Here is a 23,349-nt window from a genome sequence, read left to right on the forward strand (position 1 = left end):
AGATCTGCTGGTTGACCACTGCCAATCCAGCTGATTTTCAGTATTTTTCTATTCATTTGTAACCTAATTGTTAGAAAAAAAGATGCTCTTATGCTAGACTGGTAGCATGACAACAGTAGCTTTTATGTCCGATTTACATATTGATTCGAACAACTTCGGCGAAGATGAATTAGAGACCCTGATCACTCTTTTCCAGCAACATAACATTCAACATCTCCATATAGCAGGAGATATTGCTAATGGCTTTGGAGAAACCTCACAAAAATTTTTAGCCCAACTCCAATGTCAGCTTCCTGTGACTTTTAGCTTAGGAAATCATGATATGCTGGGCCTATCAGAAGAAGCCATAAGACCTTTTGAATTTCAAAAGATTCCTTTTTCAAAGCATACACTCCTTGCCTTTTCTGGCTGGTATGACTACAGCTTTGTTCCTACTCTCTCTCCCCAAAAACATCTCCAAACCAAAAAACTGTTTTGGTTTGATAGACGCCTCCAACGAATGGGAGCTGATCCAGCCATTACCAAAAATCTTTTGCAAGAGCTGGAACAAGAGCTCATGCGTGTAAATCAACCCTTAATTATCGCCATGCACTTTGTTCCTCACAGTCAGTTTCTCCTGCATCACCCTTATTTTGAACGCTTTAATGCTTTTTTAGGGAGCCAAGCCTTTCACGAGCTTTTTAGACAATATCCTGTCAAAGATGTCATTTTTGGTCATAGCCACCGCCGAATTCCAACGACAACTATTGACACCATCACCTATCATGCAAGACCTTTAGGCTATGTCAGAGAATGGGAGCTCTGCAAACAATTTTTTGAAGATTTCCCCGAATTTGATTTTTCAAAGCGCTATGATCCCTACAAACGCTATCGCAGAATTAAAGACCTTCCTGAATTTAAAGCCTACAAAAAGAAAAAACTTAAACATGAATTTTCTCAAGCTATGATCATATTAAAATTATAAAAATAGGACGGCACTATTCTCATTTCAAAAAAGTAACCACTTTAGTTCTGAAATGAGAAACCTTACAGTAAGTATCTTAATAATCAGTTCTTTTCCTTATTGGTTTCTCAATATCCACTCTTACCTCAAGGAATATGCCCAGTCTATTTTGCCCGCAAAAAAAAGCCATCCAAAGATGACTTTTTTTATGTTTAAATGGCGTTTTTATCTTTTCCAAGTGCACGTTGAACGGCTTTGACAATCTCAACGAGAACAACAATCAAAAGCGAACCAATCATAACAGCTAACCATTGTGTCAAGCTTAAATGAGACACATGGAAGAGTTTGTTAAATCCAGGGACAATGATGGTCGCCATCAAGAGAACAAAGGCAACTGGAATCGACCAGTTAAAGGTCTTGTTCTTGAAGAGTCCCACTTTAAAGATGGATTGGTAGACCGATTTGACGTTAAAGGCATGGAGCAATTGGATCAAACCAAGAGTTGCAAATGCCATGGTCAAAGCGTCTGCATGGATTTCTGCACGAGTCGCATGTTCTGGAGAGAGTAAGGCCCAGCCATAAACACCAAGAACGAGCATGGTTTGGAAGACACCTTGATAAAGAATGGCTCCGAAGACTCCACCGTCAAAGAAGTTAGATTTACGTCCACGAGGTTTGTGGGTCATAACACCTGGCTCAGCTGGTTCCACACCAAGAGCGATGGCTGGAAGAGTATCGGTTACCAAGTTGATCCAGAGAAGATGTACTGGTTGAAGAACATCCCATCCAAAGAGGGTTGCAAAGAAGATGGTGAAGACCTCAGCCATATTGGCAGACAAGAGGTACTGGATAGATTTTTGGATATTTGAGAAGACCTTACGTCCTTCTTCTACCGCTACGATAATGGTTGCAAAGTTATCATCTGCAAGGACCATATCTGAAGCCCCCTTAGAAACCTCTGTACCTGTAATCCCCATACCAATACCAATGTCAGCTGTCTTAAGTGATGGTGCATCGTTGACTCCATCCCCTGTCATGGCAACAACTTTTCCTTCATTTTGCCAAGCTTTCACGATACGAACCTTGTGTTCAGGTGATACACGCGCATAGACAGAGTATTGTTTGAAGACTTTTTGGAATTCTTCGTCAGAGAGTTCATTCAACTCAGCCCCTGTGAAGACATGGTCTTCTGTATCATTTGGATCGATGATTCCAAGACGTTTGGCAATAGCTTCTGCTGTATCTTGGTGGTCACCCGTGATCATGATAGGACGGATACCTGCTTCCTTAGCAACACGAACCGCTTCTGCTGCTTCTGGACGTTCAGGGTCAATCATACCGACCAAACCAGAGAAGATCAGGTCAGACTCAACGATTTCAGATTCCAAGGTTGGGATTTCGTTGCTTGTCTTATAAGCCATCATCAAGACACGAAGGGCTTGTTTGGCCAAGTCTTTGTTGGTAGCAAGGATAGCTTTCTTATCTTCATCCGTAATAGGACGAACTTCCCCATTGACTTCAATACGCGTCACACGTTTGAGCAATTGGTCAGGAGCCCCCTTGACAGCGATAAAGTATGAACCGTCAGCTTCCTTATGGATCGTAGACATAAGCTTACGGTCAGAGTCAAATGGCAATTCAGCTACACGTGGCTCATCCTTCAAGGCTTCACGAACATCAAAATTGTGGTCTAAACCAAATTGTACCAAAGCAGTCTCTGTTGGGTCCCCAATCAACTTACCAGATGGATCCACTTTGGTATCATTGGCAAAGTTCATGATGCGAAGTGTATTGTTGCTTGCTCCAATTTCGGTTGCTGCACTCTGTAATTGACCGTTGGTATACACTTTTTCAACCGTCATTTGGTTCATGGTCAAAGTACCTGTTTTATCAGATGCGATGATTTCTGTTGAACCAAGTGTTTCAACGGCTGGCAATTTACGAACAATCGAATTGCGTTTGGCAAGGGTTGTTGTTCCCAAAGAGAGAACGATGGTTACAATGGCAGGAAGACCTTCTGGAATCGCCGCAACCGCAAGGGCTACCGCAACCATCAAACCTTCTAATGGATGTTCCCCACGAACGAATACACCAACTAGGAAAGTGATAATCGCAATCACAACGATTAAGTAAGTCAAGGCTTTAGAGAGTTGTTCCAAGCTTTGCTTCAATGGTGTTTCCGTTTCATCGGCATTGGCCAACATATCTGCAATCTTACCAACTTCTGTATACATACCTGTGTTGGTCACAACCCCAGTACCACGACCATAGGTTACGTTCGAGTTTTGGTACCCCATATTGACACGGTCTCCGATACCAGCATCTGCCTCAACAAGGCCAGTCACATCTTTTTCAACTGGAACCGATTCCCCTGTAAGAGCTGCTTCTTCGATTTTAAGAGAGGCTGCTTCTAACAAGCGCATATCAGCAGGAACCACATCGCCAGCTTCCAGAAGAACGATATCACCCGGGACCAATTCTTTGGAATCAATTTCAATCACGTGACCATCACGGCGGACACGCGCTAATGGACTAGACATGTTTTTCAGTGCTTCGATAGCTGCTTCTGCTTGTCCTTCTTGGTAGACACCAAAGGCTGCGTTCAAAACAACAACGGCTAAAATGATCATGGCATCTGTAAGGCCGTCCATTCCTTCTGTAATCACAGAGAGAGCTGCGGCGATCAGCAAGATGATAATCATCAAATCTTTAAACTGATCGATAAACTTAGACAAGAGGCTACGTTTTTCACCCTCGTCCAGTTCATTATGACCATAAGTCGCTAAACGTTCTTGAGCTTGAGCAGTTGACAAGCCTTCGATTGAAGAGTCCAATTCCTTTAGAACTTCTTCTTTACTCTGTGTATAAAACAAAGCTTTATTTTGTTCTTTTGACAAAATAGTTTCCTCCTTATAACTTTCTACTAGGTCTCTTTTGCACAAAAAAGAGACCTGTTTGAAAAAACAAGTCTCGCCGTTTAATATAGTGCCGGAAATAATTTCGTAATGACGACACTATCGCGGAAATCCGCCAGCTACTCCCTTGAGTGCTTTTATTATACCATTTTTATAGAATAAAGCAAGCAAGACCTCTAATAATTGATGAGGCCTACTCTTCCCATTCAACCAATAATTGGTAATTGGCAAATTCCTGCTCTCCATCGAGAGTTAACAAGCGATAAGAGAGCTGCAAATTCCCTTCCTCTAATTGAAAGAGGTCTGTTGTAATCAAAAATTGCTGAATGCCCATTGGAGTTGGGATGATTGCCCCACCATCTTCATTTTTGTAGAAACGCATGATGGATTTAGGAGTTGAGAATCGTGTCATGATCAATTCATCGTTTGAAAATTTCAAAGCAACCTTTTCATCTTCTTCATTGGTATACAAGAGATATTGAAAACCTGCTTTTTCCTTCCATTCTCCTTGATAGTACTGATCAACGATTTCCATTTCTTCTCCAAATCGAATGGTATTTTGAATTCGAATCTGCATCTTTGTCTCCTTCTTATCTTTCCTTACTTAACTATTTTATCAAATTTTACGTATTTTGACTGCCTCCATTAGCCTCTAGATCGCAAAATAGGCTTTTTTTTGCTATAATAGACCCATGAATGAAAAAGTCTTTCGCGATCCCGTGCATGATTACGTTCATGTGGATCATCCCATCATTTATCAATTAATAAATAGTAAAGAATTTCAACGACTACGCCGCATCAAACAACTAGGGACATCTGGATTTACCTTCCACGGTGGGGAGCATAGTCGTTTTTCTCACTGTCTTGGTGCCTATGAAATTTCAAGACGCATTCTGTCTATTTTTGAGGAAAAATATGCAGAACAATGGAATTCTGATGAAAACTTACTGACCATGACAGCCGCTCTTCTTCATGACATTGGACATGGTGCCTATTCCCATACCTTCGAAGGACTCTTTGGGACCGATCATGAAAAAATGACTCAGCTGATCATCACCAGTCCAGAGACGGAGGTCAATCAGATCCTCTTACAGGTAGCACCTGATTTCCCAAATCGTGTAGCCAGCGTCATTGATCATACCTACCCCAATAAACAAGTGGTGCAATTGATTTCTAGTCAAATTGATGTGGACCGGATGGATTATTTGCTACGAGATGCCTACTTTACGGGTGCTTCCTATGGAAAATTTGACTTGACCCGTATTTTGCGTGTCATTCGTCCGATTGAAAATGGCATTGCCTTCCAACAAAATGGCATGCATGCTGTCGAGGATTACGTGGTCAGCCGTTACCAAATGTATATGCAAGTCTACTTCCACCCAGCTACTCGTGCCATGGAAGTCCTCCTTCAAAATCTACTCAAACGCGCCAGAACCATTTATCCAGATCAGAAAGAGTATTTTCAACTGACTTCACCTCGCTTGATTCCATTTTTTGAAGAAGAGGTCACCATTCAAGACTACCTAAACCTAGATGACGGTGTGATGAATACCTATTTCCAAGTCTGGATGGATAGTCCAGATACCATCCTGTCTGATCTTGCTCAGCGCTATATTAATCGGAAAGTCTTCAAATCGATTCTATTTACAGAAGATAAGCGAAAAGACTTAGCAATCCTTGAAAAATTGATTAAAGAGGTTGGGTTTAATCCTACCTACTACACCGCTATTCATCAAAATTTCGACCTGCCCTACGATATTTATCGACCAGAGCTTGAAAAGCCACGGACCCAGATCGAGATGATTCGAAAAGATGGGAGTCTCGCTGAATTGTCTCAGTTGTCTCCACTCGTCGCTGCTTTAGCAGGAACTCGCTATGGGGACAACCGCTTCTATTTCCCAAAAGAAATGCTGGAGGTTAATGGACTTTTCAGTAAGCAAGTAGAGGAATTCACTTCCTACATCACCAATGATTATTTTACAGGAGAGACGGATGTCCATTAAATTAGTTGCGATCGATATCGATGGTACACTTCTCAATTCAAAAAAAGAGATCACACCTTCTGTATTTGAAGCCATTCAAGACGCTAAAGCCGCAGGAGTCAAAATTGTCATTACAACTGGACGTCCCATTGCAGGCGTTTCAAAACTCTTAAACGAACTCCATCTGATGGATCCTGGAGACTATGTCATTACTTTTAACGGTGGCTTGGTTCAAGAAACTGCTACTGGAAATGAACTTATCAAAGACCTCTTAACCTATGAGGACTATCTCGATATCGAGTCTCTTGCAAACAAGCTTCAGATTCACTCTCATGCCATTACAAAAGACGGCATTTATACCAGTAATCGAGATATTGGGCGCTATACCATTCATGAATCTCAACTGGTCAATATGCCAGTTTTTTACCGAACTCCTGAAGAAGTTAGAGAGAAAGAATTTGTCAAAGTCATGTATATCGATGAACCTGAAATTCTGGATATTGCGATAAAAAGAATCCCAAAAGAATTTCAGGATCGTTTCACGATTGTCAAATCAGCTCCTTTTTATTTAGAAATTCTAGGAAAAACTACTAATAAAGGTGCTGCAGTTCTCCATTTGGCTAAACAACTTGGAATCAAGAATGAAGAAACCATGGCCATTGGAGACGAGGAAAATGATCGTTCTATGTTAGAGGTTGTCGGTCATTCTGTCGTTATGGAAAACGGAAATCCAGCCCTCAAAAAAATTGCTACACATATTACCAAATCAAATGATGAATCTGGCGTTGCATATGCCATTAGAAAGTGGGTATTATAAAAAATGTACCATTACCAACTAGGAATTTCTACCACCGAACATGATGAATTTGTCATTCAGAGTAATCAGACCAACCTCTTGCAGAGTAGCTCATGGGCAAAAATCAAAGATAATTGGGGAAATGAACGGGTTGGTTTTTATCAAGAAGACCAGTTAGTCGCTGTTGCAAGCATCTTGATCCAACCCCTGCCACTTGGTTTTTCCATGCTCTATATTCCTCGCGGCCCCATTATGGACTACCAAAACAAAGAGCTGGTTTCATATGTGATCCAGTCCCTTAAAAAAATTTCCAAGCAATACAAGGCCTTGTTTGTGAAATTTGATCCAAGTATTTTCTTGAGCAAACACTTGATTGGACAAGAAAATACAGAAACTCCTGCAGTGCAAGCGGTGATCGATACCTTAACAAAAGAAGGGATTGAATGGACTGGTCGAACAAGTGATATGGCAGAAAATATCCAACCACGCTTTCAAGCGAATATCCACAAAGAGTATTTCACCGAACAAGATCTTTCAAAATCTACTCGGCAAGCCATCCGAACTGCTCGGAACAAAGGGATCCAAGTGCAATTTGGCGGGACTGAATTGTTAGAGGACTTTGCTTCTCTCATGAAAAAGACAGAAGCTCGTAAAAGTATTCATTTACGTGGAAAAGACTACTATGAAAAACTGCTCACAACCTACCAAGGACAATCCTACATTACTTTATCTACTCTAGATCTCGCAGAACGGAAAACCTCCCTTACAAAAGATCTTGAAAAAAACAAGGCTGAGGCTGAAAAATTCACAGAAAAAACAAAGCCTGGCAAGGTTGAGAATAACCAAAAAGAAAAAGAGCGCATAGAGGAAGAACTGCAATTTCTTGAGCAACATCTCCAAGCAGGTAGACAGGTCGTTCCTTTATCTGGGACCTTAACCCTTGAATTCGGTGGGACGTCTGAAAATGTTTATGCAGGAATGGATGAAGAATTTCGTCGTTACCAACCAGCCATCCTCACCTGGTACGAAACCGCCCAACACGCTTTTGACCGGGGAGCTTCTTGGCAAAATATGGGAGGTATTGAGAATTCACTCGATGGGGGGCTCTATCATTTTAAATCAAAATTTAATCCTGTCATAGAAGAATTTGTTGGGGAATTCAACCTTCCAACCAGTCCACTCTATCCACTTGTAAACAAGGCCTACAAGATCCGGAAAAAATTAAGGAGTAAATAAGTCACATGACCCTCACGACAATTTCAAAAGAAGAATTCACCTCATTTGCTAATACCGTCTCACATCGCTCTTTCATCCAGTCTGTAGAAATGGCAGATTTGCTTGAAAAGCGAGGAAATACCGTTCAATTTATCGCTTGGAAACAAAACGATCAAGTCCAAGTAGCGGCTATTTTGTACAGTCTTTCCATGACTGGTGGTCTCCATATGGAAATCAATTCTGGACCCCTCTACCAAGAGGAAACCCTGCTAGAACCCTTCTATGCAGCCTTGAAAGGCTATGCGAAAAAAAATGGCGCTATTGAACTAGTTATTAAACCCTATGATCACTATCAAACCTTTGACAGTGACGGCAATCCAATCAGTGAAGAACAGAGCCATTTTTTAGATACACTTAAAAACTTAGGTTATCAACATGATGGTTTCCAAACAGGTTATCCTGGAGGAGAACCTGTTTGGCACTATCTAAAAACTATCAAGGAAGCTGACTCAAAATCTCTACTAAAATCCTTCAACAAAAACTGTAGTCGCAATATTACGACTGCCCTAAACTATGATATTTCCATCCGAAACATTACCAGAGAAGAAATCCCTCAGTTTAAACAAATTATCGAGGAAACTGGTAAGAGACAAGGTTTTGAAGATAAAAGTCTGAGTTACTACTATGATTTGTATGATAGTTTTGGTCCAAATGCGGAATTCGTAGTTGCTGAGATCAATTCAACAGCTGCCCTTGCCCACTTGGATCAGAAAATTTCCTTGCTAAATCCATCCGCCAAACAATATGAACAACAATTACAAAAACTAGAGAAACAAAAGAATATTGTTCGGGAAACTTTAGCTGGTAAAGAATCTGAAACAGTTCCTTTAGCATGTGCTCTCATAATCTATACCCCCTCAGAAGTCACTTATTTATTTGGAGGATCTTATACTAAATATCAGAAATTTTCTGCTGCTTTCTTGATTCAATACCATGCAATGAAGCGAGCATTACAAAAAGGGATCACCTTATATAACTTCCTAGGCATTCAAGGAATCTTTGACGGGTCAGACGGTGTTCTTCGTTTTAAACAGAACTTCAATGGCTACATCGTTCGTAAGATGGGAACCTTCCGTTATTATCCCCATCCTCTTAAATACAAAATGATTTCTCTCATTAAGAAACTATTAGGACGTTCCTAACTCAAAGGGAGTGGGAAAGAACTCCGTAAAATAAAAAAAGTTGAAAAGGTTCCCCAAACCTTTTCAATCTTCCCACCCCCGCATAGCTTCAACAGTCTGGGAGACTGTTGAAGGTTGTGGATAAAGGAAACTTTGTTTCCCTCATTAGGTCATCTTTTGAGCTTAAAAGGCGAACAAAGATGCCAATCAACCACTGCGTCTTGCACTTATTCCTATCAAACATCAAAGGCTGGACAGTTTTTGCCCAGCCTCTTTCTACTATAAAAAAAGACGAGAAACCTCTCGCCTTTTTTTATGTCATTATTTAACGAAGTCAAGCAATGCCAAGAAGCTTTCTGGATCAAGTGATGCACCACCTACAAGAGCTCCGTCAACGTCTGGACAAGCCATGTATTCAGCAACGTTCTCAGGTTTAACTGAACCACCGTATTGAACACGAACTTTATCAGCCACTTCTTGACCAAAGTCAGTAGCTACAACGTCACGAACAACTTTACACATTTTTTGTGCGTCGTCTTGTGAAGCTGATTTACCAGTACCGATAGCCCAGATTGGTTCATATGCGATAACTGTTGAAGCGACTTGTTCTGCAGTCAATCCAGCAAGAGCAGCTGAAACTTGAGCACCTACGAATTCTGCTGCTTTACCAGCTTCGTAAGTTTCAAGGCTTTCACCACAACAGATGATTGGAAGCATACCGTTCGCAAAGATTGCTTTTGCTTTTTTGTTGATGTCTTCATCAGTTTCGTGGAAGTAGTCACGACGTTCTGAGTGACCGATAACAACGTAGTCAGTACCGATTTCTTTCAAAACTTGTGGGCTAGTTTCACCAGTGAAGGCACCAGCATTTTCAAAGTAAGTGTTTTGGGCAGCAACTTTAAGGTTTGAACCTTTAGCAGCAGCAAGTACTGTAGTCAAGTCAACTGCAGGAGCCGCGATTCCAGCTTCAACAAGATCAGCTGAAGGAAGTTTTGATGCTACAGCTTCAACAAATGCTTTTGCTTCTTCTGGATTTTTGTTCATTTTCCAGTTACCAGCGATAAATGGTTTACGTGACATTTCACATACCTCTTTTTTCTAATTTTATACTATCTATTTTACCATAATTTTCGTCATAATGAAAGGTTGCACAAGCCCATTTTACCTTTTTACCAAAATAAAAACCCCGTCTTCACGGGGTTTTCTGTCTGTCTATATAATTGTTAATCTGGGAACTAGATCGAATTAAGCTTCGATTTCAGTAACCATACCTGAACCAACAGTACGTCCACCTTCACGGATTGAGAATGTAGTACCTTGTTCAACGGCGATTGGGTGGATCAACTCAACGTCGATAGTCACGTTATCACCAGGCATTACCATTTCAGTTCCTGCTGGAAGTTCGATAGATCCAGTTACGTCAGTTGTACGGAAGTAGAACTGTGGACGGTAGTTGTTGAAGAATGGAGTATGACGTCCACCTTCTTCTTTAGTAAGGATGTAAACTTCACCTTTGAATTTAGTGTGTGGGTTGATTGAACCTGGTTTAGCGATAACTTGTCCACGTTCGATTTCATCACGTTGGATACCACGAAGAAGCACACCAACGTTATCCCCTGCAAGACCTTCGTCAAGTTGTTTACGGAACATTTCAACACCAGTAACAACTGCTTTTTGGATTTCTTCTTTGATACCAACGATTTCGATTTCATCATTGACACGAACAACACCACGGTCGATACGTCCTGAAGCAACTGTACCACGTCCAGTGATTGAGAATACGTCTTCGACTGGAAGAAGCAATGGTTTGTCAGTATCGCGTTCTGGTTCTGGGATGTACTCATCAACAGTATCCATCAATTCCATGATGATATCTTCATATTTAGAGTCACCTTCAAGAGCTTTAAGAGCTGAACCTTGGATAACTGGAAGGTCATCACCTGGGAAATCGTATTCTGAAAGAAGGTCACGGATTTCCATTTCAACCAATTCAAGCAATTCTTCATCATCAACCAAGTCAACTTTGTTCATGAAGACGATCAAGTGTTTAACACCAACCTGACGTGAAAGAAGGATGTGTTCACGTGTTTGTGGCATTGGTCCGTCAGTTGAAGCTACTACAAGGATAGCTCCGTCCATTTGAGCGGCACCAGTGATCATGTTTTTAACGTAGTCCGCGTGTCCTGGAGCGTCGATGTGAGCGTAGTGACGTTTAGCAGTTTCGTACTCAACGTGTGCAGTGTTGATAGTGATACCGCGTTCGCGTTCTTCTGGAGCAGCATCGATAGACGCATAGTCTTTAGGTTGGTTAACTGATGAAGGCAAGCGACGTGCCAAAACAGTTGTGATTGCTGCAGTTAGGGTAGTTTTACCGTGGTCAACGTGTCCGATTGTACCGATGTTAACGTGCGGTTTACTACGATCGTATTTTTCTTTTGCCATTTGAGTAAAAGCCTCCAATAAAATATATTTTATAGATAGACAGTAGGCAATACAGTCTAACTTTCCTTACTATTCTATCGAATTTTAGATAAAATTGCAAGCCTTTTACCTATATTTTCTTAATTATTCCTCTTCTTTTCTTTTATTTTGTCATCTTACAGAAAGATCTTGATCAAGCTTTGAAAATTCTCATTTAAAACCTGCTATTCAAGCTCGTTAATCATCTTCTATCACTTCCTTCCAAAGCAAAAAAATCGGAACAATTGTTCCGATTTTTTAGCCTGAATTCCGTAGTCCTGTAGCCACCCCATTGATGGTGATATGGATCAGCTTGTCTTGATCGGCTGGTAGTTGTCCAGTCCGTTGACGTCGAATCAATTCTAACTGAATATAGTTCAAGACGTTAAAGTATGGCATCCGATAATCCAAACTTTCTTTCAGATAAGGGTTTTCCGCGAGCAACTCGTCTTGTTCCTCAATCATCAAGATGATATCCTTCGTCAATTGCCATTCATGTAAGATAATTTGATAAATATTGCGCACTTCTTCTTCTTCACACAATTGCGCGTACTCAAAGGCAATATCCATATTGGCTTTTGATAAGACCATGTCCACATTTGACAAGAGAGATTGGAAGAAAGGCCAGTTTTTATACATGTATCGAAGAGTTTCGATATTTTCAGGATCCTCATCGATAAATTCCTTAAAGCTAGAACCTACTCCGTACCAACCAGGGAACATCACACGACTTTGTGACCAGGAGAATACCCAAGGAATCGCACGTAAACCACCAATTTCTGTAATAGTCTTACGAGCAGCTGGACGCGAGCCAATATTAAAGCTAGAAATAGCCTTGATCGGACTTGATTCAAAGAAGTAGTCATAGAAGTGCTCATTTCCAAAGACCAAATCACGATAGATATCATAACTACGATTCACGACTTTATCCATGACTTCCCCGAAACGATCGAACATAGAGAATGGACTCTTTTGTTCGGCAATCATTCGGTTAATGGTTGCAGAGACGAGCATCTCAAGGTTGTAATAAGCGGCATCTTTATTTCCATATTTATTTCCGATTACTTCCCCTTGCTCAGTTAAGCGAATTCGGTCATTAATCGATTTCAATGGTTGAGACGTGATGGCTTCATAAGTAGGACCTCCACCACGGCCAACGGTACCACCACGGCCATGGAAGAAAGTGATCTTCACTCCAAACTCATCTCCAATTGCGGTCAATTGTTGTTGAGCTTTAAAGAGGGTCCAACAAGAAGACAAATAACCACCATCTTTATTGGAATCAGAGTAACCTAACATAATTTCTTGGTAATTATTCTTAGAAGCAATCCAACGTTTAGCGATTGGAAGTGACAAGTAGCTTCTCATGGTTTCTTCTGAATGATCCAAGTCTTCAATTGTTTCAAACAATGGAACAATTTGCACACGTGCTTTTTCAATATCAATTAAGCCCACTTCTTTTAACATCACTGCCAGTTCCAACATATCTGATACGCTTGTTGCATGGGAGATGATGTTTTGACGGATAACTTCTTCACCCAAGCGATCCTTCAATTCACGCGCTGTCTGGAAAATCGCCAATTCTTTTTCAAGCAACTCAGATTTATCGGCATGGGTTGCTGATAAAATACGTGGGTCTTCTAAGAGTTCTTTCAAGAGAATCTGACACTTTTTGTCCTCTGATAAATCTGAATAATGATCATTAATCCCTGCTGATTTCAGCAATTCTGCCACACAGGCTTCATGCACACTAGAATCTTGGCGCATATCAATAGATGCAAGGTAAAAACCAAAGACATCGATAGCTTCTAGGAGTTCTGCAAACTCACCGGAAATCAAATACTCTGATTTATTTTCTAACAAGGAATCTTTAATCTTTTCAAGATCTTCTTTAAACTCTTGAGCGGACGCATACGCTGGAGATTCTTTAGCAGAAATCTCTTTTAAGGCGCCTGAAATCCGATTACCAATATAATCAGAAACGGGCCCTTGTTGGTGATTACTTGCTCCCAATAATCTCTCTACCGCATAGCGGTCTTCCCTTGTTTCACCAACCATAGTCCATTCTTTTAAGTTAACCAAGGTTTGGATCAATTTTGATTGGATATAGTGGAAAGCACGACGGTAAGGTTCTTTTTCGCGAAAGACTGACGTATCACTTGACAAGGCAGCCATCTCAGCTACCGCTTCACTAGTATTAGAGAGACCAGTTGAAAGTGAGAAATGACGGTATAATTTAGAAATCTTTTCAATGTAATAGTTCAAAATGACTTCACTTTGAATGGTTGCTGAACGTTTTAAAGTATCAGCCGTCACAAAAGGATTTCCATCCCTGTCTCCTCCAATCCACATTCCCATTGTAATTGGATGTGGTTGTTCGAGCTCTAAACCATGTTCTTTTGCTAAACGTTTGTATTCCAACACGAGGTTTGGAACAGCTTGTAAGAAGGAACTATTGTAATACTCCATGACGTTGGTGATCTCATTTGTCACCTTCAATTTTTTATCACGGATCATATCCGTTTGCATCATGATTTCAATATTACAACGAAGGTTATTATACCACTTATTCTCATTGATCAATCCTGCTTTAACATCCCGATGTTGGCGAAGTAAAGCATGAATATGATTGGTCAAATCCAGCATGGTCTTTCTTTGCACTTGAGTCGGATGGGCCGTTAAAACGGGCACAATATTTAGATTTTCTAAAATTTCTTGTGCATCTTCATTTTTTGCAACTTCTTTAATCGTTGAAGAAAGTTTCCCAAGATAATCGCCATCCACATTATTAAGATGATTGATTTCATAAGCTAAATCGACATCTTCAGAGATGTTGATCAACAGTGGTAAAATCGCAAAATAGCGTGAGATTACCGTCATTTCTTCATTAGACAATTGTTCTACTAATTGGTTCAAGTCACGGTAATTCTTTGTTTTCGATAGATCCTTTAATTGTGAAATTTTTTCAAATGTCTCCGGACAAACAAGATTTTTAGTAATATCATCCAATAGATCTGTTAGAATTTCGGCTTCTTCTTTGACAATGTCTTTATTTCTAAAGTTCTCTAATTTTTGTAAGACCATTTTTTCTCCTTTATTGATCGTAGTCTTATTGATCGTAGTCTAGCAAATACAAATTTAGTAATAAGATTTAATTTTACCCTTCTCCTCAAAAAGGATTCCTTCCTGCTTCATTCTTAGTCTTTTTTCACTAGCATCAATGTTAAGAACAAAAGCAATAGCTACAGATAAGACCCATAAGCTGTTCCCTCCTTGGGATAAGAAAGGAAAAGTTACCCCAGTAGATGGGATCAAACCCGAAATTCCTCCGATGTTAATAAAGGTTTGCACCAACATCATGCCACCAATACCAATGGCCATCATAGAATTAAAAGGATTTTTTGCTCGAATTCCTACTAAGATCACTCGAAGAATCAAGAAGAATAAGAGTGCAAGGATCAAGCTAGCTCCAACAAAACCTAATTCTTCAATCACAATCGCAAATACAAAGTCAGTGTGTGCTTCAGGTAGATAACCTTGCTTTTCAATTGAATTTCCTAGGCCTAATCCAAACCATCCACCGTTACTCATGGCATAATAGGAATTGGCCAATTGGTGACCTGCACCAGTCAAGTCATTAAATGGATTGAAGAAGGCACTAAAACGTTTGGCTACATAACCAAAAACAGGAATTTTAGCGACACGGTCCACACCAATGATCCAAATTGAACCAAGAATAATCGCCGATCCACTAACGACTAAACCAAGCAGAGAAGTGAACCAACGGTACCCCACTCCACTAGCCGTAATCATAATCAAGACCGTTAAAGCCAAGATGGTTGCATTTCCTAAGTCGGGCATAATAGCAACGATTCCAATGAGAATCAAAGTCAACCAACGCCAATCAGTTAAATTCCTAGGAATCCACTCATTATGGGTCAAGGCTTGATAATCATAGTCACGTATTTCATCTTGCCGTTTAGAAAAAATTAAAGCTAAATACCAGACTAAAATAACCTTAAGGTACTCCGCTGGCTGGATACTGAAGCCTCCAGGAATTGTCAACCAACCATGAGCCCCATTGACCGTATCAGTAACAAACCTTGAAAGAAGTAACAAAATTACCTCAATAAAGATAATAACAGCTAAAACTTTCTTATTTCGAAGAAAGTTTAAACTAAACTTGTAGATCAATGCAATGGTCAAGAGACTGAGGATAAAAAAGAGCCCCTGCGTCCGCACCATCCGGATCGAACTCACTCCACTTTGAATCGCTAAGGCACTTGTTGTCGAATAGACTACAATCAAACCAATGATGGATAAAATCAAATAGGGAATGAGGATGGAATAATTTAAAAGATGTCTTTTATCAATTTTCATAGTTCACCATATTCCTAATGTTCAACCTTCATTATATCATTTTTAAGAAGCAAAACCAAGGAAAGGCCAGAAAAGATTCGGCTTCTTCTCTATTTTTAAGTAATATTCTATTGATTCTTCTTATTTTCATATATTTTTATCCTTTTTCGATGAAAATATTCCTTTTTTTGAAAATAATGGCTGAAATCAGCATCTTTTAAGCATTAAGTTTTGCCTTTTCGTTTTTTTTACGGTAAAATGTTTCTGTATGAGAAAAAGGATAAAACCCGCTGTTCTCTTGGTCTTTTTTATCGGTATCATTTCTTTTCTCGTTCTTTCACGAACGATTGCCGATCTGCAAGCAAGAGAGCGACAAGAAACAACCAAAACCATTCCGAACTCCAATACACCTCGAAAAACAACCACTGCAAGCTCTTCTTCAAAAAAAGAAGAAGACATCAATCCAGAACTGGTTGGCCGTCCAATCATTGATATCTCGGGCTGGCAATTGCCAAGCGAAATTGATTACGATGTCCTCTCCCAAAATGTGGGAGGTGTGATTGTTCGCGTTCATAGTGGAGCCCAAGCTAAAAAGGAAAATGCAGCAACCTACTTAAATGGTCTGGATAAATCTTTTAAAACCCATATCCAAGAATTCCAAAAACGAAATATCCCTGTCGCAGTCTATGCTTATGTCGCTGCTAAGGATAAAAAAGAAATGGAAAAAGAAGCAGAAGAATTTTACAAGGCTGCTTCTCCTTACAAGCCGACCTACTATTGGTTAGACGTTGAGGAAAAAACTATGAAGGATATGAATGCAGGTGTTGAAGCCTTCCGAGCAAAACTACAAGCTCTTGGTGCAAAAAATATTGGAATCTATATCGGAACCTACTTCATGGAAGAACACAGTATCTCCACTGATAAATTTACTGCTCTTTGGATTCCAACATATGGATTTGATGATGGCTATTATAATGCTGCGCCAGATACCAATACGGAATATGACTTGCATCAATATACCTCTCAAGGGCAATTAAATGGATTCTCACACTACTTGGATCTCAACCAAATTGCTCCGACGCAAGACCAAGAAGCGATTTATCGGAAACTTTTCAAGGTACAAAAAGATGGCTCTTCCTCATAGCCTTAAAACAGCAGATCAAGTGATCTTCACTTTTTCTGCTGTTTTCTATTTTTAAAGGAGAAAGCAATATCACCGCTATTATATGTTATAATGGTCTAATGAAATCTGATTTTGTAGAGAAAAAGAGAAAAGGAGAAAGCCATGGCAAAAAAACAAAAAGTGAAAAAAACCTTGGTCGAGCAGATCTTGACTAAAGCAAAAATTGAGCACATAGGCTTACAAATCAACGCTTTAGAAGGGATCTTACCAGAAGGTATTGATCGCTCTACTATTTTCAAAACCTTAGCTCTCAAAGGAGATAAAACGGGTCCAGTGATTGGAATCATTCCTATCACGGAGCATCTTTCAGAGAAAAAATTGGCCAAATTATCGGGAAATAAGAAAGTGGCAATGATTCCTCAAAAGGATCTCGAAAAAACAACAGGTTATATTCATGGTGCCAATAATCCGGTAGGCATTCGTCAAAAGCATCCTTTTCCTATCTTTATCGATGAATCTGCCCTTCAGTTAGAAACCATGATCGTATCTGCTGGGGAAATCGGCCATAGTATTCAAATCAAACCACAACTTCTAGCAGACTTCGTTAAAGCGACTTTTGCAGATATTATGGAATAAAGACAGAGAAGGAGCCAAGATTGTGAAACTATATTTTATTCGACACGGACGGACAGAATGGAATGAAGAGGGACGTTTTCAGGGATCAAACGGCGATTCTCCGTTGTTACCAGCCTCCATTCATCAGCTTGAAAAATTAGGAAAGCACCTGGCTACTGTTCCTTTTGATGCAGTATTTGCAAGTGATCTGCCACGAACAGTCCATACCGCACAGATCATCCTCGATCAATTGGAGACACCTCTAGAATTGCAAGCAACGCCTGCTCTACGTGAGTGGAATTTGGGAAAACTGGAAGGGGCTAAAATTTCTACCATTTCAGCTATCTATCCCCAACAAATGGATGCCTTTCGCCATAACCTCGCTCGCTTTCAAAATGAAATCTTTGATGCAGAATCAGTCTATGAAACGACTAAACGTACCTGTGATTTTGTAAAAAGCCTGAAAGGAAAAGAGCTCGATACTGTTCTCATCGTTGGACACGGAGCTAATTTGACAGCTTCTATTCGAACCTTGCTTGGTTATGAAACAGGAGAACTCCGCAAAAATGGCGGACTAGACAATGCCAGCGTGACGATTTTGACAACAGATGATTTTGAGCACTATCACTTAGACACTTGGAACGACACTTCTTATATGGAAGACTAAAAAACACTGATCTTGCGATCAGTGTTTTCTTTTAGCTTATTTCATAGTTGGGAAGAGAAGGACGTCGCGAATTGTTGTTACATTTGTCAACAACATAACGAGACGGTCAATACCAATTCCAAGTCCACCTGTTGGTGGCATACCATATTCGAGGGCTTCAACATAGTCATAGTCGATGCCTGTAGCTTCATCATCTCCCAATTCTTTAGCACGCGCTTGCGCTTCGAACCGTTGCAATTGATCGATCGGATCATTCAATTCCGTAAAGGCATTCGCATACTCTTTAGTCATGATGAAAAGTTCGAAACGGTCAGTGAAGCGTGGGTCTTCTGGATTTTTCTTAGCCAAAGGTGACACTGCTACTGGGTGACCATAAACAAAAGTTGGTTGTGTCAAAGTTTCTTCAACGAATTCTTCGAAGAAGGCATTGATAATTTGTCCCACTTCTGTGTAGTGTTTTTCAACTGGTACATGTTTTTCGTTTGCCAGTGCTACAGCTTCTTCAAAGGTCATGTCTTGCCAGAAGTCAACACCTGTGATTTCTTTAATCGCATCAACCATATGAACCCGTTTGAATGGTTCATTGATTTTGATCTCTGTTCCTTGGTAGTCAATTGGACCATCACCATGGACCGCTTTCGCAGCATGTTGGATAATGCCTTCTGTTAAGTCCATAATATCGTGGAAGTCAGCGTAAGCTTGGTACACTTCGATCGAAGTGAATTCAGGGTTGTGAGTGGCATCCATTCCTTCGTTACGGAAGATCCGTCCGATTTCGTAAACGCGTTCCATCCCACCAACAATCAAACGTTTCAAGTGAAGCTCCGTCGCGATTCGAAGCACCATGTCAATGTTTTGTGCATTGTGGTGAGTGATAAATGGTTTGGCAGCCGCACCACCAGCTTCATTGTGAAGCACTGGTGTTTCCACTTCAAGGAATCCTTGACCATCTAAATAACGACGGATTTCAGAGATGATTTTTGAACGGGTTACAAAGCGTTCGAAGCTTTCACGGTTTGAAATCAAATCCAAATAACGTTTGCGATAGATGGTTTCAACGTCTGAAAGTCCGTGGAATTTTTCAGGCAAGGGACGAAGGGCTTTTGACAAGTGAGTGATATGAGTTACTTTAATCGAAAGTTCACCCATGTCTGTGCGCATGATTTCCCCTTCAACACCAAGGAAATCTCCAAGGTCTGCTTTTTTGAAGATCTCGTAGTTTTCTTCTCCAACAGCATCCTTACGAACGTAGATCTGAATTTGACCTTCACGGTCTTGAAGATGGGCAAAGCCAACCTTTCCTTTTCCACGTTTGGTAACAAGACGACCAGCAATAATAGCTGTTTCGTTCAAGTCGTGGAGTTGTTCTTTATCTAATTCTGAATATTTTTCTTTTAAATGACCTGAATTTGCAGTACGTTCGAATCGCTTCCCAAATGGATCGATTCCTTGTTCACGAAGGGCCGCCATTTTCTCACGACGGACAATCTGCTGGTCATTCAATTCTTCCATATGTTCAGTAGTCATTTGGAACCTCCTAAGTTATTCTCCCCTATTCTATCATATTTAGACCAGAAATTCACTAATATTTACCATTTAAACAAAAATAAGATGGAAGAAAAAATGCAGCTTCTTGAATGAATACTCAAAAACATCTGAAGACCGTCGTTGACTGTCCAAATAGTTTGACCTGTATAAGACGAGATGATTGAAAAGGTTTCGACAAGCTATTCCACAACAGCAGCAAAAAGGAGCGTGGAGAATCTTGAACCATTCATCCTGACTCGCTCCCATTTTTTTTATTCATATCGCAGTGCTTCGATCGGATTTAACTTAGAAGCCTTATTCGCTGGTAAAATTCCAAAGATAATGCCTACAAAAGCAGAGAAAATAATACTGCCGATAGCGACATTTAAGGAAATAATCGGTGGTCCTTCTAGGGAGGCTGCTGCGAGTGTTGTAATCAAGCTATTCACACCATAAGCAAGGCCAAGTCCAATTAGCCCACCAATGATGGTTAAGACCATAGACTCAATCAAAAATTGAACCAGAATCTTACCCCGAGTTGCACCCAATGCTTTGCGAAGGCCAATTTCTCTCGTCCGCTCAGTGACAGAAACCAACATGATATTCATGACTCCAATCCCACCAACTAAGAGAGAAATCCCTGCAATGGCACCGATCACTGTCGTCATAATTCCTACTACTTTGTTGGTTTCCTCTAGGATGCTATCCAAATTAAAGATTTGGAATTCTCCTTGGCGAACACCTGAAAGTTCTGTTAGCTTTTGAGCAGCCTCGATCCCAGCGGTTTTAATTTGCTTCACATCCGGCACATGGACGACAATATTTTGAATTTCATCCGTTCCAAATTCAGATGCCAGCTGGGTATTGGCCATCAAGGCACTGCCACCTGAAGAAGCTCCATAGAGGGCTGTCCCTGCATTTGGATCCTTGAAAATTCCAACAACACGATAATTGTTGTCTCCAACAGAGACCACCTGATTCAGTGGATTCTCCGTTCCAAATAATTGTTGGGCCAATCCTTCATCAAGGAGCACCACCCGTGAGAAATTACTATAGTCTGAAGGGGTTAATTTTCGTCCAGATAAGAGCTCAACCTTTTTGACAGAAAAATAGGTCTCATTTACCCCTTGGATGTTCACACCGTCTGCTTTTTTCTTTTGAAAAGCAATGGTTGCATTGGAGGTATTGCCAACATAGTAACCATCGATGCCTTGAATCTTGGTTAATTCCTTGACCCAAGATTCTTGCACAACTGGTGGTGCTTCTTGGACTTGACCATCAACATCTTCAGCATTTTCCCCATCGATATCTGATGGAGCAGCCATCCCTCGATCTTCAGCTGCAGGGCCACTTTCGCCTCCACCCTCACCTGTATCTTCAGAAGGGCCAATATTGATTCCTGTCACATAGCCACTCTTGTTGGGAGAATAAGAGATTTGTACATACTCTTGGTCCTTGGTAAAAGTCTTGGTGACACCAGCTTTCATACCATCTCCCAGAGCCATGATGACAACGACAGAAGCAACCCCAATAATGATCCCTACCATGGTCAAGAAAGACCGTAATTTATGACTCATAATCGAGCTGATCGCAAATTTCCAATTTTGCATTAGGTCCCCCTTTCCAGCTTGCTATCTGAGGAGATCACTCCATCACGAATGACGATGCGACGATGCGCAAAGGCTGCAATTTCTGGCTCGTGTGTAACCATGATAATGGTTTTTCCTTCTTGGTTTAGCTTGGTTAACAAGTCCATTATTTGCTCCCCCGTCTTGGTATCTAGGGCTCCAGTCGGCTCATCTGCTAAGACGATGGCTGGCTGATTGACAAGGGCTCGAGCAATAGCAACCCGCTGTTTTTGACCTCCTGAGAGCTCTGAAGGCAAATGGTGCATGCGAGAATGGAGCTCTACCTTTTCAAGGTATTGCTCAGCTAATTCCTTCCGTTTAGCAGGATGAACTCCTGCATAAATGAGAGGGAGCTCTACATTTTGAAAAGCATTGAGCTTGGAGAGAAGAAAGAATTGTTGAAAGACAAAACCGATCTGTTCATTTCGAACACGCGCTAATTTTTTCTCACTGAGATTTCCAACCTCCTGACCTTCTAGAAAATACTCTCCACTGGTCGGGCGATCCAGCAGGCCAATGACGTTCATCAAGGTTGATTTTCCTGAACCAGACGGGCCCATAATGGCCACAAACTCGCCCTCTTCGACTTCTAAATCGATGTCTTTTAAGACACGAAGTTCTTGGTCTCCATTTTTATAGGTTTTATTGATTCCTTTTAGTTCAATCAATTTTGTCATATTTTCCGATCTCTTTTCCATCTTCCAGTTTCTCATTAGGATTCACAATAACTTGAGCATCTTTCTTCAAGCCTGACAAGATTTCCTGATTTTCAGCATCGGCGTTACCAAGAGTTACTTTTACTTTCTTAGCCTTGCCATTTTCGACCGTCCATACATAACTCGTATCCCCATCAGCCATGACACTCGTCACGGGAACAAGGGGATGTTGAGTAGAACTTTTGACTTCAATATTGACAGAAAAGCCTTGTTTGAGTTCCCCAATCTCACTGGTAATATCCACTGTGAATGGGTACTTGGCTCCACCGCTTCCTTGTGTTCCACCTGCTGCATTGGCACCTGCTTGACCCGCTTCGGTCGGATAGTTCGCTACATAAGAAATCTTTCCTGTCCAGGTTTTATCCGGATAAACCTTGGAAGTGAGGACCACTTCCTGACCTTCAGAGATATTGGCCAAATTGTATTCAGACAATTCCCCTTTGACTTGTAAATTTCCGTTGCTCACAATGTGAACCAGAGTTTGGTTGGTCCCTGTAGTCGATTTTGAAACATCTTTATTAACTTCGACCACAGTGCCATCTGTGTTACTCTTGACCGTTGTCGCATCCAGAAGAGCCTTGGCCTTGTTCATATTATCGACCGCATCCAACTTGGCATCTCGTAAATCACTAGCTTGGGAATCGACTGTTCGTTGTGTCTGCGAAGCTGATTTGGCATCTGCTTCTTCATCTCCTGTCGTATCAATGGTCACACCATTTGTCAGTAAGTCATTTAACTGACGATCTGCCTTTTTGACAGCACGAACGGCTGCATCATAAGCGGTTTGAGCCTCTGTACTGCTATACTGAACAATCGGCTGACCGGCTGTTACTTGATCTCCTACATTGACCAAAATCGACTGCAAATCCCCTTTGGTTCCATCAAAATAGACATACTGTTCCTGGTTGGCAGTGACTTTCCCAGTTAACAAGACTGAAGAAGCGATCGATCCATCCTTGACCGTTTGCACCATTGGAGTTTCTTTCGTGATTGCTTGATCGGGTGTACTTGGGTGCGAAAACATCATCACACTTCCTGTTCCAATCACCACAATAGCTGCACCTGCAGCTGTAAATAGTTGCCATTTTTTCAATTTCTTCATCGTTTTTCTCCATCAAAGAAAGCGTTTTATTCTATACCATAGTATACCATATTTCCTTACTTTTCTATCTAAAATTGACACGGCAAAATGAAATTTAAATGCTTGGTAACATGCTAAACC

At 40.8% G+C, this 23,349-nt stretch carries 18 protein-coding genes; 8 read left to right on the forward strand and 10 right to left on the reverse strand.

From position 1 onward, the window contains the following. Window positions 1–106: 106 nt before the first annotated feature. The gene (locus HMPREF0833_RS04220) at window positions 107–964 is read left to right on the forward strand and encodes a metallophosphoesterase (RefSeq protein WP_013903865.1); all 858 of its coding nucleotides are present in this window, start codon (window positions 107–109) and stop codon (window positions 962–964) included. 191 nt (window positions 965–1,155) lie between these two features. Here HMPREF0833_RS04220 and HMPREF0833_RS04225 read toward each other — a convergent pair whose 3' ends face one another. Together HMPREF0833_RS04225 and HMPREF0833_RS04230 are read right to left on the reverse strand one after the other, a co-directional pair. Next, window positions 1,156–3,840: a cation-translocating P-type ATPase gene (locus tag HMPREF0833_RS04225; protein ID WP_041818316.1), complete on the reverse strand. Its 2,685-nt coding sequence runs from the start codon at window positions 3,838–3,840 to the stop codon at window positions 1,156–1,158. Window positions 3,841–4,051: 211 nt separating this feature from the next. Next, a complete protein-coding gene (locus tag HMPREF0833_RS04230; protein ID WP_013903867.1) occupies window positions 4,052–4,435 on the reverse strand; it encodes a YwiB family protein in 384 nt (127 codons plus the stop codon). Window positions 4,436–4,550: 115 nt separating this feature from the next. Between HMPREF0833_RS04230 and HMPREF0833_RS04235 the strand changes: the two genes are divergently transcribed. The 4 genes from HMPREF0833_RS04235 to HMPREF0833_RS04250 are packed head-to-tail and all read left to right on the forward strand — an operon-like array spanning window position 4,551 to window position 9,053. Then, entirely contained in the window at window positions 4,551–5,861 is a 1,311-nt protein-coding gene (locus tag HMPREF0833_RS04235; protein ID WP_013903868.1) for an HD domain-containing protein, read from the forward strand. Further along, entirely contained in the window at window positions 5,851–6,657 is an 807-nt protein-coding gene (yidA, locus tag HMPREF0833_RS04240; RefSeq protein ID WP_013903869.1) for a sugar-phosphatase, read from the forward strand. The genes HMPREF0833_RS04235 and yidA overlap by 11 nt, the downstream gene beginning before the upstream one ends. A 3-nt stretch (window positions 6,658–6,660) precedes the next feature. Next, the gene (locus HMPREF0833_RS04245) at window positions 6,661–7,872 is read left to right on the forward strand and encodes an aminoacyltransferase (RefSeq protein ID WP_013903870.1); all 1,212 of its coding nucleotides are present in this window, start codon (window positions 6,661–6,663) and stop codon (window positions 7,870–7,872) included. 5 nt (window positions 7,873–7,877) lie between these two features. After that, window positions 7,878–9,053, forward strand: coding sequence for an aminoacyltransferase (locus HMPREF0833_RS04250; RefSeq protein ID WP_003018889.1), 1,176 nt, complete (start codon window positions 7,878–7,880; stop codon window positions 9,051–9,053). 300 nt (window positions 9,054–9,353) lie between these two features. Here the strand turns inward: HMPREF0833_RS04250 and tpiA are convergent, their stop codons facing one another. From tpiA to ftsW, 4 genes are all read right to left on the reverse strand, one after another. Continuing rightward, the gene (tpiA, locus tag HMPREF0833_RS04255; RefSeq protein ID WP_013903872.1) at window positions 9,354–10,112 is read right to left on the reverse strand and encodes a triose-phosphate isomerase; all 759 of its coding nucleotides are present in this window, start codon (window positions 10,110–10,112) and stop codon (window positions 9,354–9,356) included. A gap of 165 nt (window positions 10,113–10,277) precedes the next feature. Continuing rightward, window positions 10,278–11,474 (reverse strand): elongation factor Tu, encoded by a 1,197-nt coding sequence (gene tuf / locus HMPREF0833_RS04260; protein ID WP_003002543.1) that lies wholly within the window; start codon window positions 11,472–11,474, stop codon window positions 10,278–10,280. 276 nt (window positions 11,475–11,750) lie between these two features. After that, window positions 11,751–14,576, reverse strand: a complete 2,826-nt coding sequence (gene ppc / locus HMPREF0833_RS04265) for a phosphoenolpyruvate carboxylase (RefSeq protein ID WP_013903873.1) — start codon at window positions 14,574–14,576, stop codon at window positions 11,751–11,753. A gap of 54 nt (window positions 14,577–14,630) precedes the next feature. Continuing rightward, entirely contained in the window at window positions 14,631–15,872 is a 1,242-nt protein-coding gene (gene ftsW / locus HMPREF0833_RS04270) for a cell division peptidoglycan polymerase FtsW (protein ID WP_013903874.1), read from the reverse strand. Between the two features lie 247 nt (window positions 15,873–16,119). Between ftsW and HMPREF0833_RS04275 the strand changes: the two genes are divergently transcribed. The 3 genes from HMPREF0833_RS04275 to HMPREF0833_RS04285 all read left to right on the forward strand — a co-directional run bounded on the left by HMPREF0833_RS04275 (window position 16,120) and on the right by HMPREF0833_RS04285 (window position 18,256). Continuing rightward, the gene (locus tag HMPREF0833_RS04275) at window positions 16,120–16,995 is read left to right on the forward strand and encodes a GH25 family lysozyme (RefSeq protein ID WP_003016027.1); all 876 of its coding nucleotides are present in this window, start codon (window positions 16,120–16,122) and stop codon (window positions 16,993–16,995) included. Between the two features lie 141 nt (window positions 16,996–17,136). Then, on the forward strand, window positions 17,137–17,610 hold the full coding sequence (locus HMPREF0833_RS04280; RefSeq protein WP_013903876.1) for an aminoacyl-tRNA deacylase: 474 nt from the start codon (window positions 17,137–17,139) through the stop codon (window positions 17,608–17,610). Window positions 17,611–17,632: 22 nt separating this feature from the next. Continuing rightward, window positions 17,633–18,256 (forward strand): histidine phosphatase family protein, encoded by a 624-nt coding sequence (locus HMPREF0833_RS04285; protein WP_041818318.1) that lies wholly within the window; start codon window positions 17,633–17,635, stop codon window positions 18,254–18,256. Window positions 18,257–18,292: 36 nt separating this feature from the next. Here HMPREF0833_RS04285 and lysS read toward each other — a convergent pair whose 3' ends face one another. The 4 genes from lysS to HMPREF0833_RS04305 all read right to left on the reverse strand — a co-directional run bounded on the left by lysS (window position 18,293) and on the right by HMPREF0833_RS04305 (window position 23,229). Further along, window positions 18,293–19,783 carry a lysine--tRNA ligase gene (lysS, locus tag HMPREF0833_RS04290; protein WP_013903878.1) on the reverse strand — a complete coding sequence of 497 codons (1,491 nt, stop codon included), beginning with the start codon at window positions 19,781–19,783 and terminating at the stop codon, window positions 18,293–18,295. Between the two features lie 272 nt (window positions 19,784–20,055). Next, the gene (locus tag HMPREF0833_RS04295) at window positions 20,056–21,393 is read right to left on the reverse strand and encodes an ABC transporter permease (protein ID WP_013903880.1); all 1,338 of its coding nucleotides are present in this window, start codon (window positions 21,391–21,393) and stop codon (window positions 20,056–20,058) included. Then, a complete protein-coding gene (locus HMPREF0833_RS04300; RefSeq protein ID WP_003002759.1) occupies window positions 21,393–22,088 on the reverse strand; it encodes an ABC transporter ATP-binding protein in 696 nt (231 codons plus the stop codon). Before HMPREF0833_RS04300 ends, HMPREF0833_RS04295 begins: the two co-directional genes overlap by 1 nt. Continuing rightward, the gene (locus tag HMPREF0833_RS04305) at window positions 22,072–23,229 is read right to left on the reverse strand and encodes an efflux RND transporter periplasmic adaptor subunit (protein ID WP_013903881.1); all 1,158 of its coding nucleotides are present in this window, start codon (window positions 23,227–23,229) and stop codon (window positions 22,072–22,074) included. The genes HMPREF0833_RS04300 and HMPREF0833_RS04305 overlap by 17 nt, the downstream gene beginning before the upstream one ends. Window positions 23,230–23,349: the final 120 nt, after the last annotated feature.

The sequence above is a fragment of the Streptococcus parasanguinis ATCC 15912 genome (assembly GCF_000164675.2).
GTDB classification, from domain to species: Bacteria; Bacillota; Bacilli; order Lactobacillales; family Streptococcaceae; genus Streptococcus; species Streptococcus parasanguinis.

What these genes read in the sequence shown, in the direction of transcription:
- HMPREF0833_RS04220 (WP_013903865.1), top strand. Translation starts at nt 107, where the DNA reads ATGACAACAGTAGCTTTTATGTCCGATTTACATATTGATTCGAACAAC.
- HMPREF0833_RS04230 (WP_013903867.1), bottom strand. Translation starts at nt 4,435, where the DNA reads ATGCAGATTCGAATTCAAAATACCATTCGATTTGGAGAAGAAATGGAA.
- HMPREF0833_RS04235 (WP_013903868.1), top strand. Translation starts at nt 4,551, where the DNA reads ATGAATGAAAAAGTCTTTCGCGATCCCGTGCATGATTACGTTCATGTG.
- yidA (WP_013903869.1), top strand. Translation starts at nt 5,851, where the DNA reads ATGTCCATTAAATTAGTTGCGATCGATATCGATGGTACACTTCTCAAT.
- HMPREF0833_RS04245 (WP_013903870.1), top strand. Translation starts at nt 6,661, where the DNA reads ATGTACCATTACCAACTAGGAATTTCTACCACCGAACATGATGAATTT.
- HMPREF0833_RS04250 (WP_003018889.1), top strand. Translation starts at nt 7,878, where the DNA reads ATGACCCTCACGACAATTTCAAAAGAAGAATTCACCTCATTTGCTAAT.
- tpiA (WP_013903872.1), bottom strand. Translation starts at nt 10,112, where the DNA reads ATGTCACGTAAACCATTTATCGCTGGTAACTGGAAAATGAACAAAAAT.
- tuf (WP_003002543.1), bottom strand. Translation starts at nt 11,474, where the DNA reads ATGGCAAAAGAAAAATACGATCGTAGTAAACCGCACGTTAACATCGGT.
- ppc (WP_013903873.1), bottom strand. Translation starts at nt 14,576, where the DNA reads ATGGTCTTACAAAAATTAGAGAACTTTAGAAATAAAGACATTGTCAAA.
- ftsW (WP_013903874.1), bottom strand. Translation starts at nt 15,872, where the DNA reads ATGAAAATTGATAAAAGACATCTTTTAAATTATTCCATCCTCATTCCC.
- HMPREF0833_RS04275 (WP_003016027.1), top strand. Translation starts at nt 16,120, where the DNA reads ATGAGAAAAAGGATAAAACCCGCTGTTCTCTTGGTCTTTTTTATCGGT.
- HMPREF0833_RS04280 (WP_013903876.1), top strand. Translation starts at nt 17,137, where the DNA reads ATGGCAAAAAAACAAAAAGTGAAAAAAACCTTGGTCGAGCAGATCTTG.
- lysS (WP_013903878.1), bottom strand. Translation starts at nt 19,783, where the DNA reads ATGACTACTGAACATATGGAAGAATTGAATGACCAGCAGATTGTCCGT.
- HMPREF0833_RS04295 (WP_013903880.1), bottom strand. Translation starts at nt 21,393, where the DNA reads ATGCAAAATTGGAAATTTGCGATCAGCTCGATTATGAGTCATAAATTA.
- HMPREF0833_RS04300 (WP_003002759.1), bottom strand. Translation starts at nt 22,088, where the DNA reads ATGACAAAATTGATTGAACTAAAAGGAATCAATAAAACCTATAAAAAT.
- HMPREF0833_RS04305 (WP_013903881.1), bottom strand. Translation starts at nt 23,229, where the DNA reads ATGAAGAAATTGAAAAAATGGCAACTATTTACAGCTGCAGGTGCAGCT.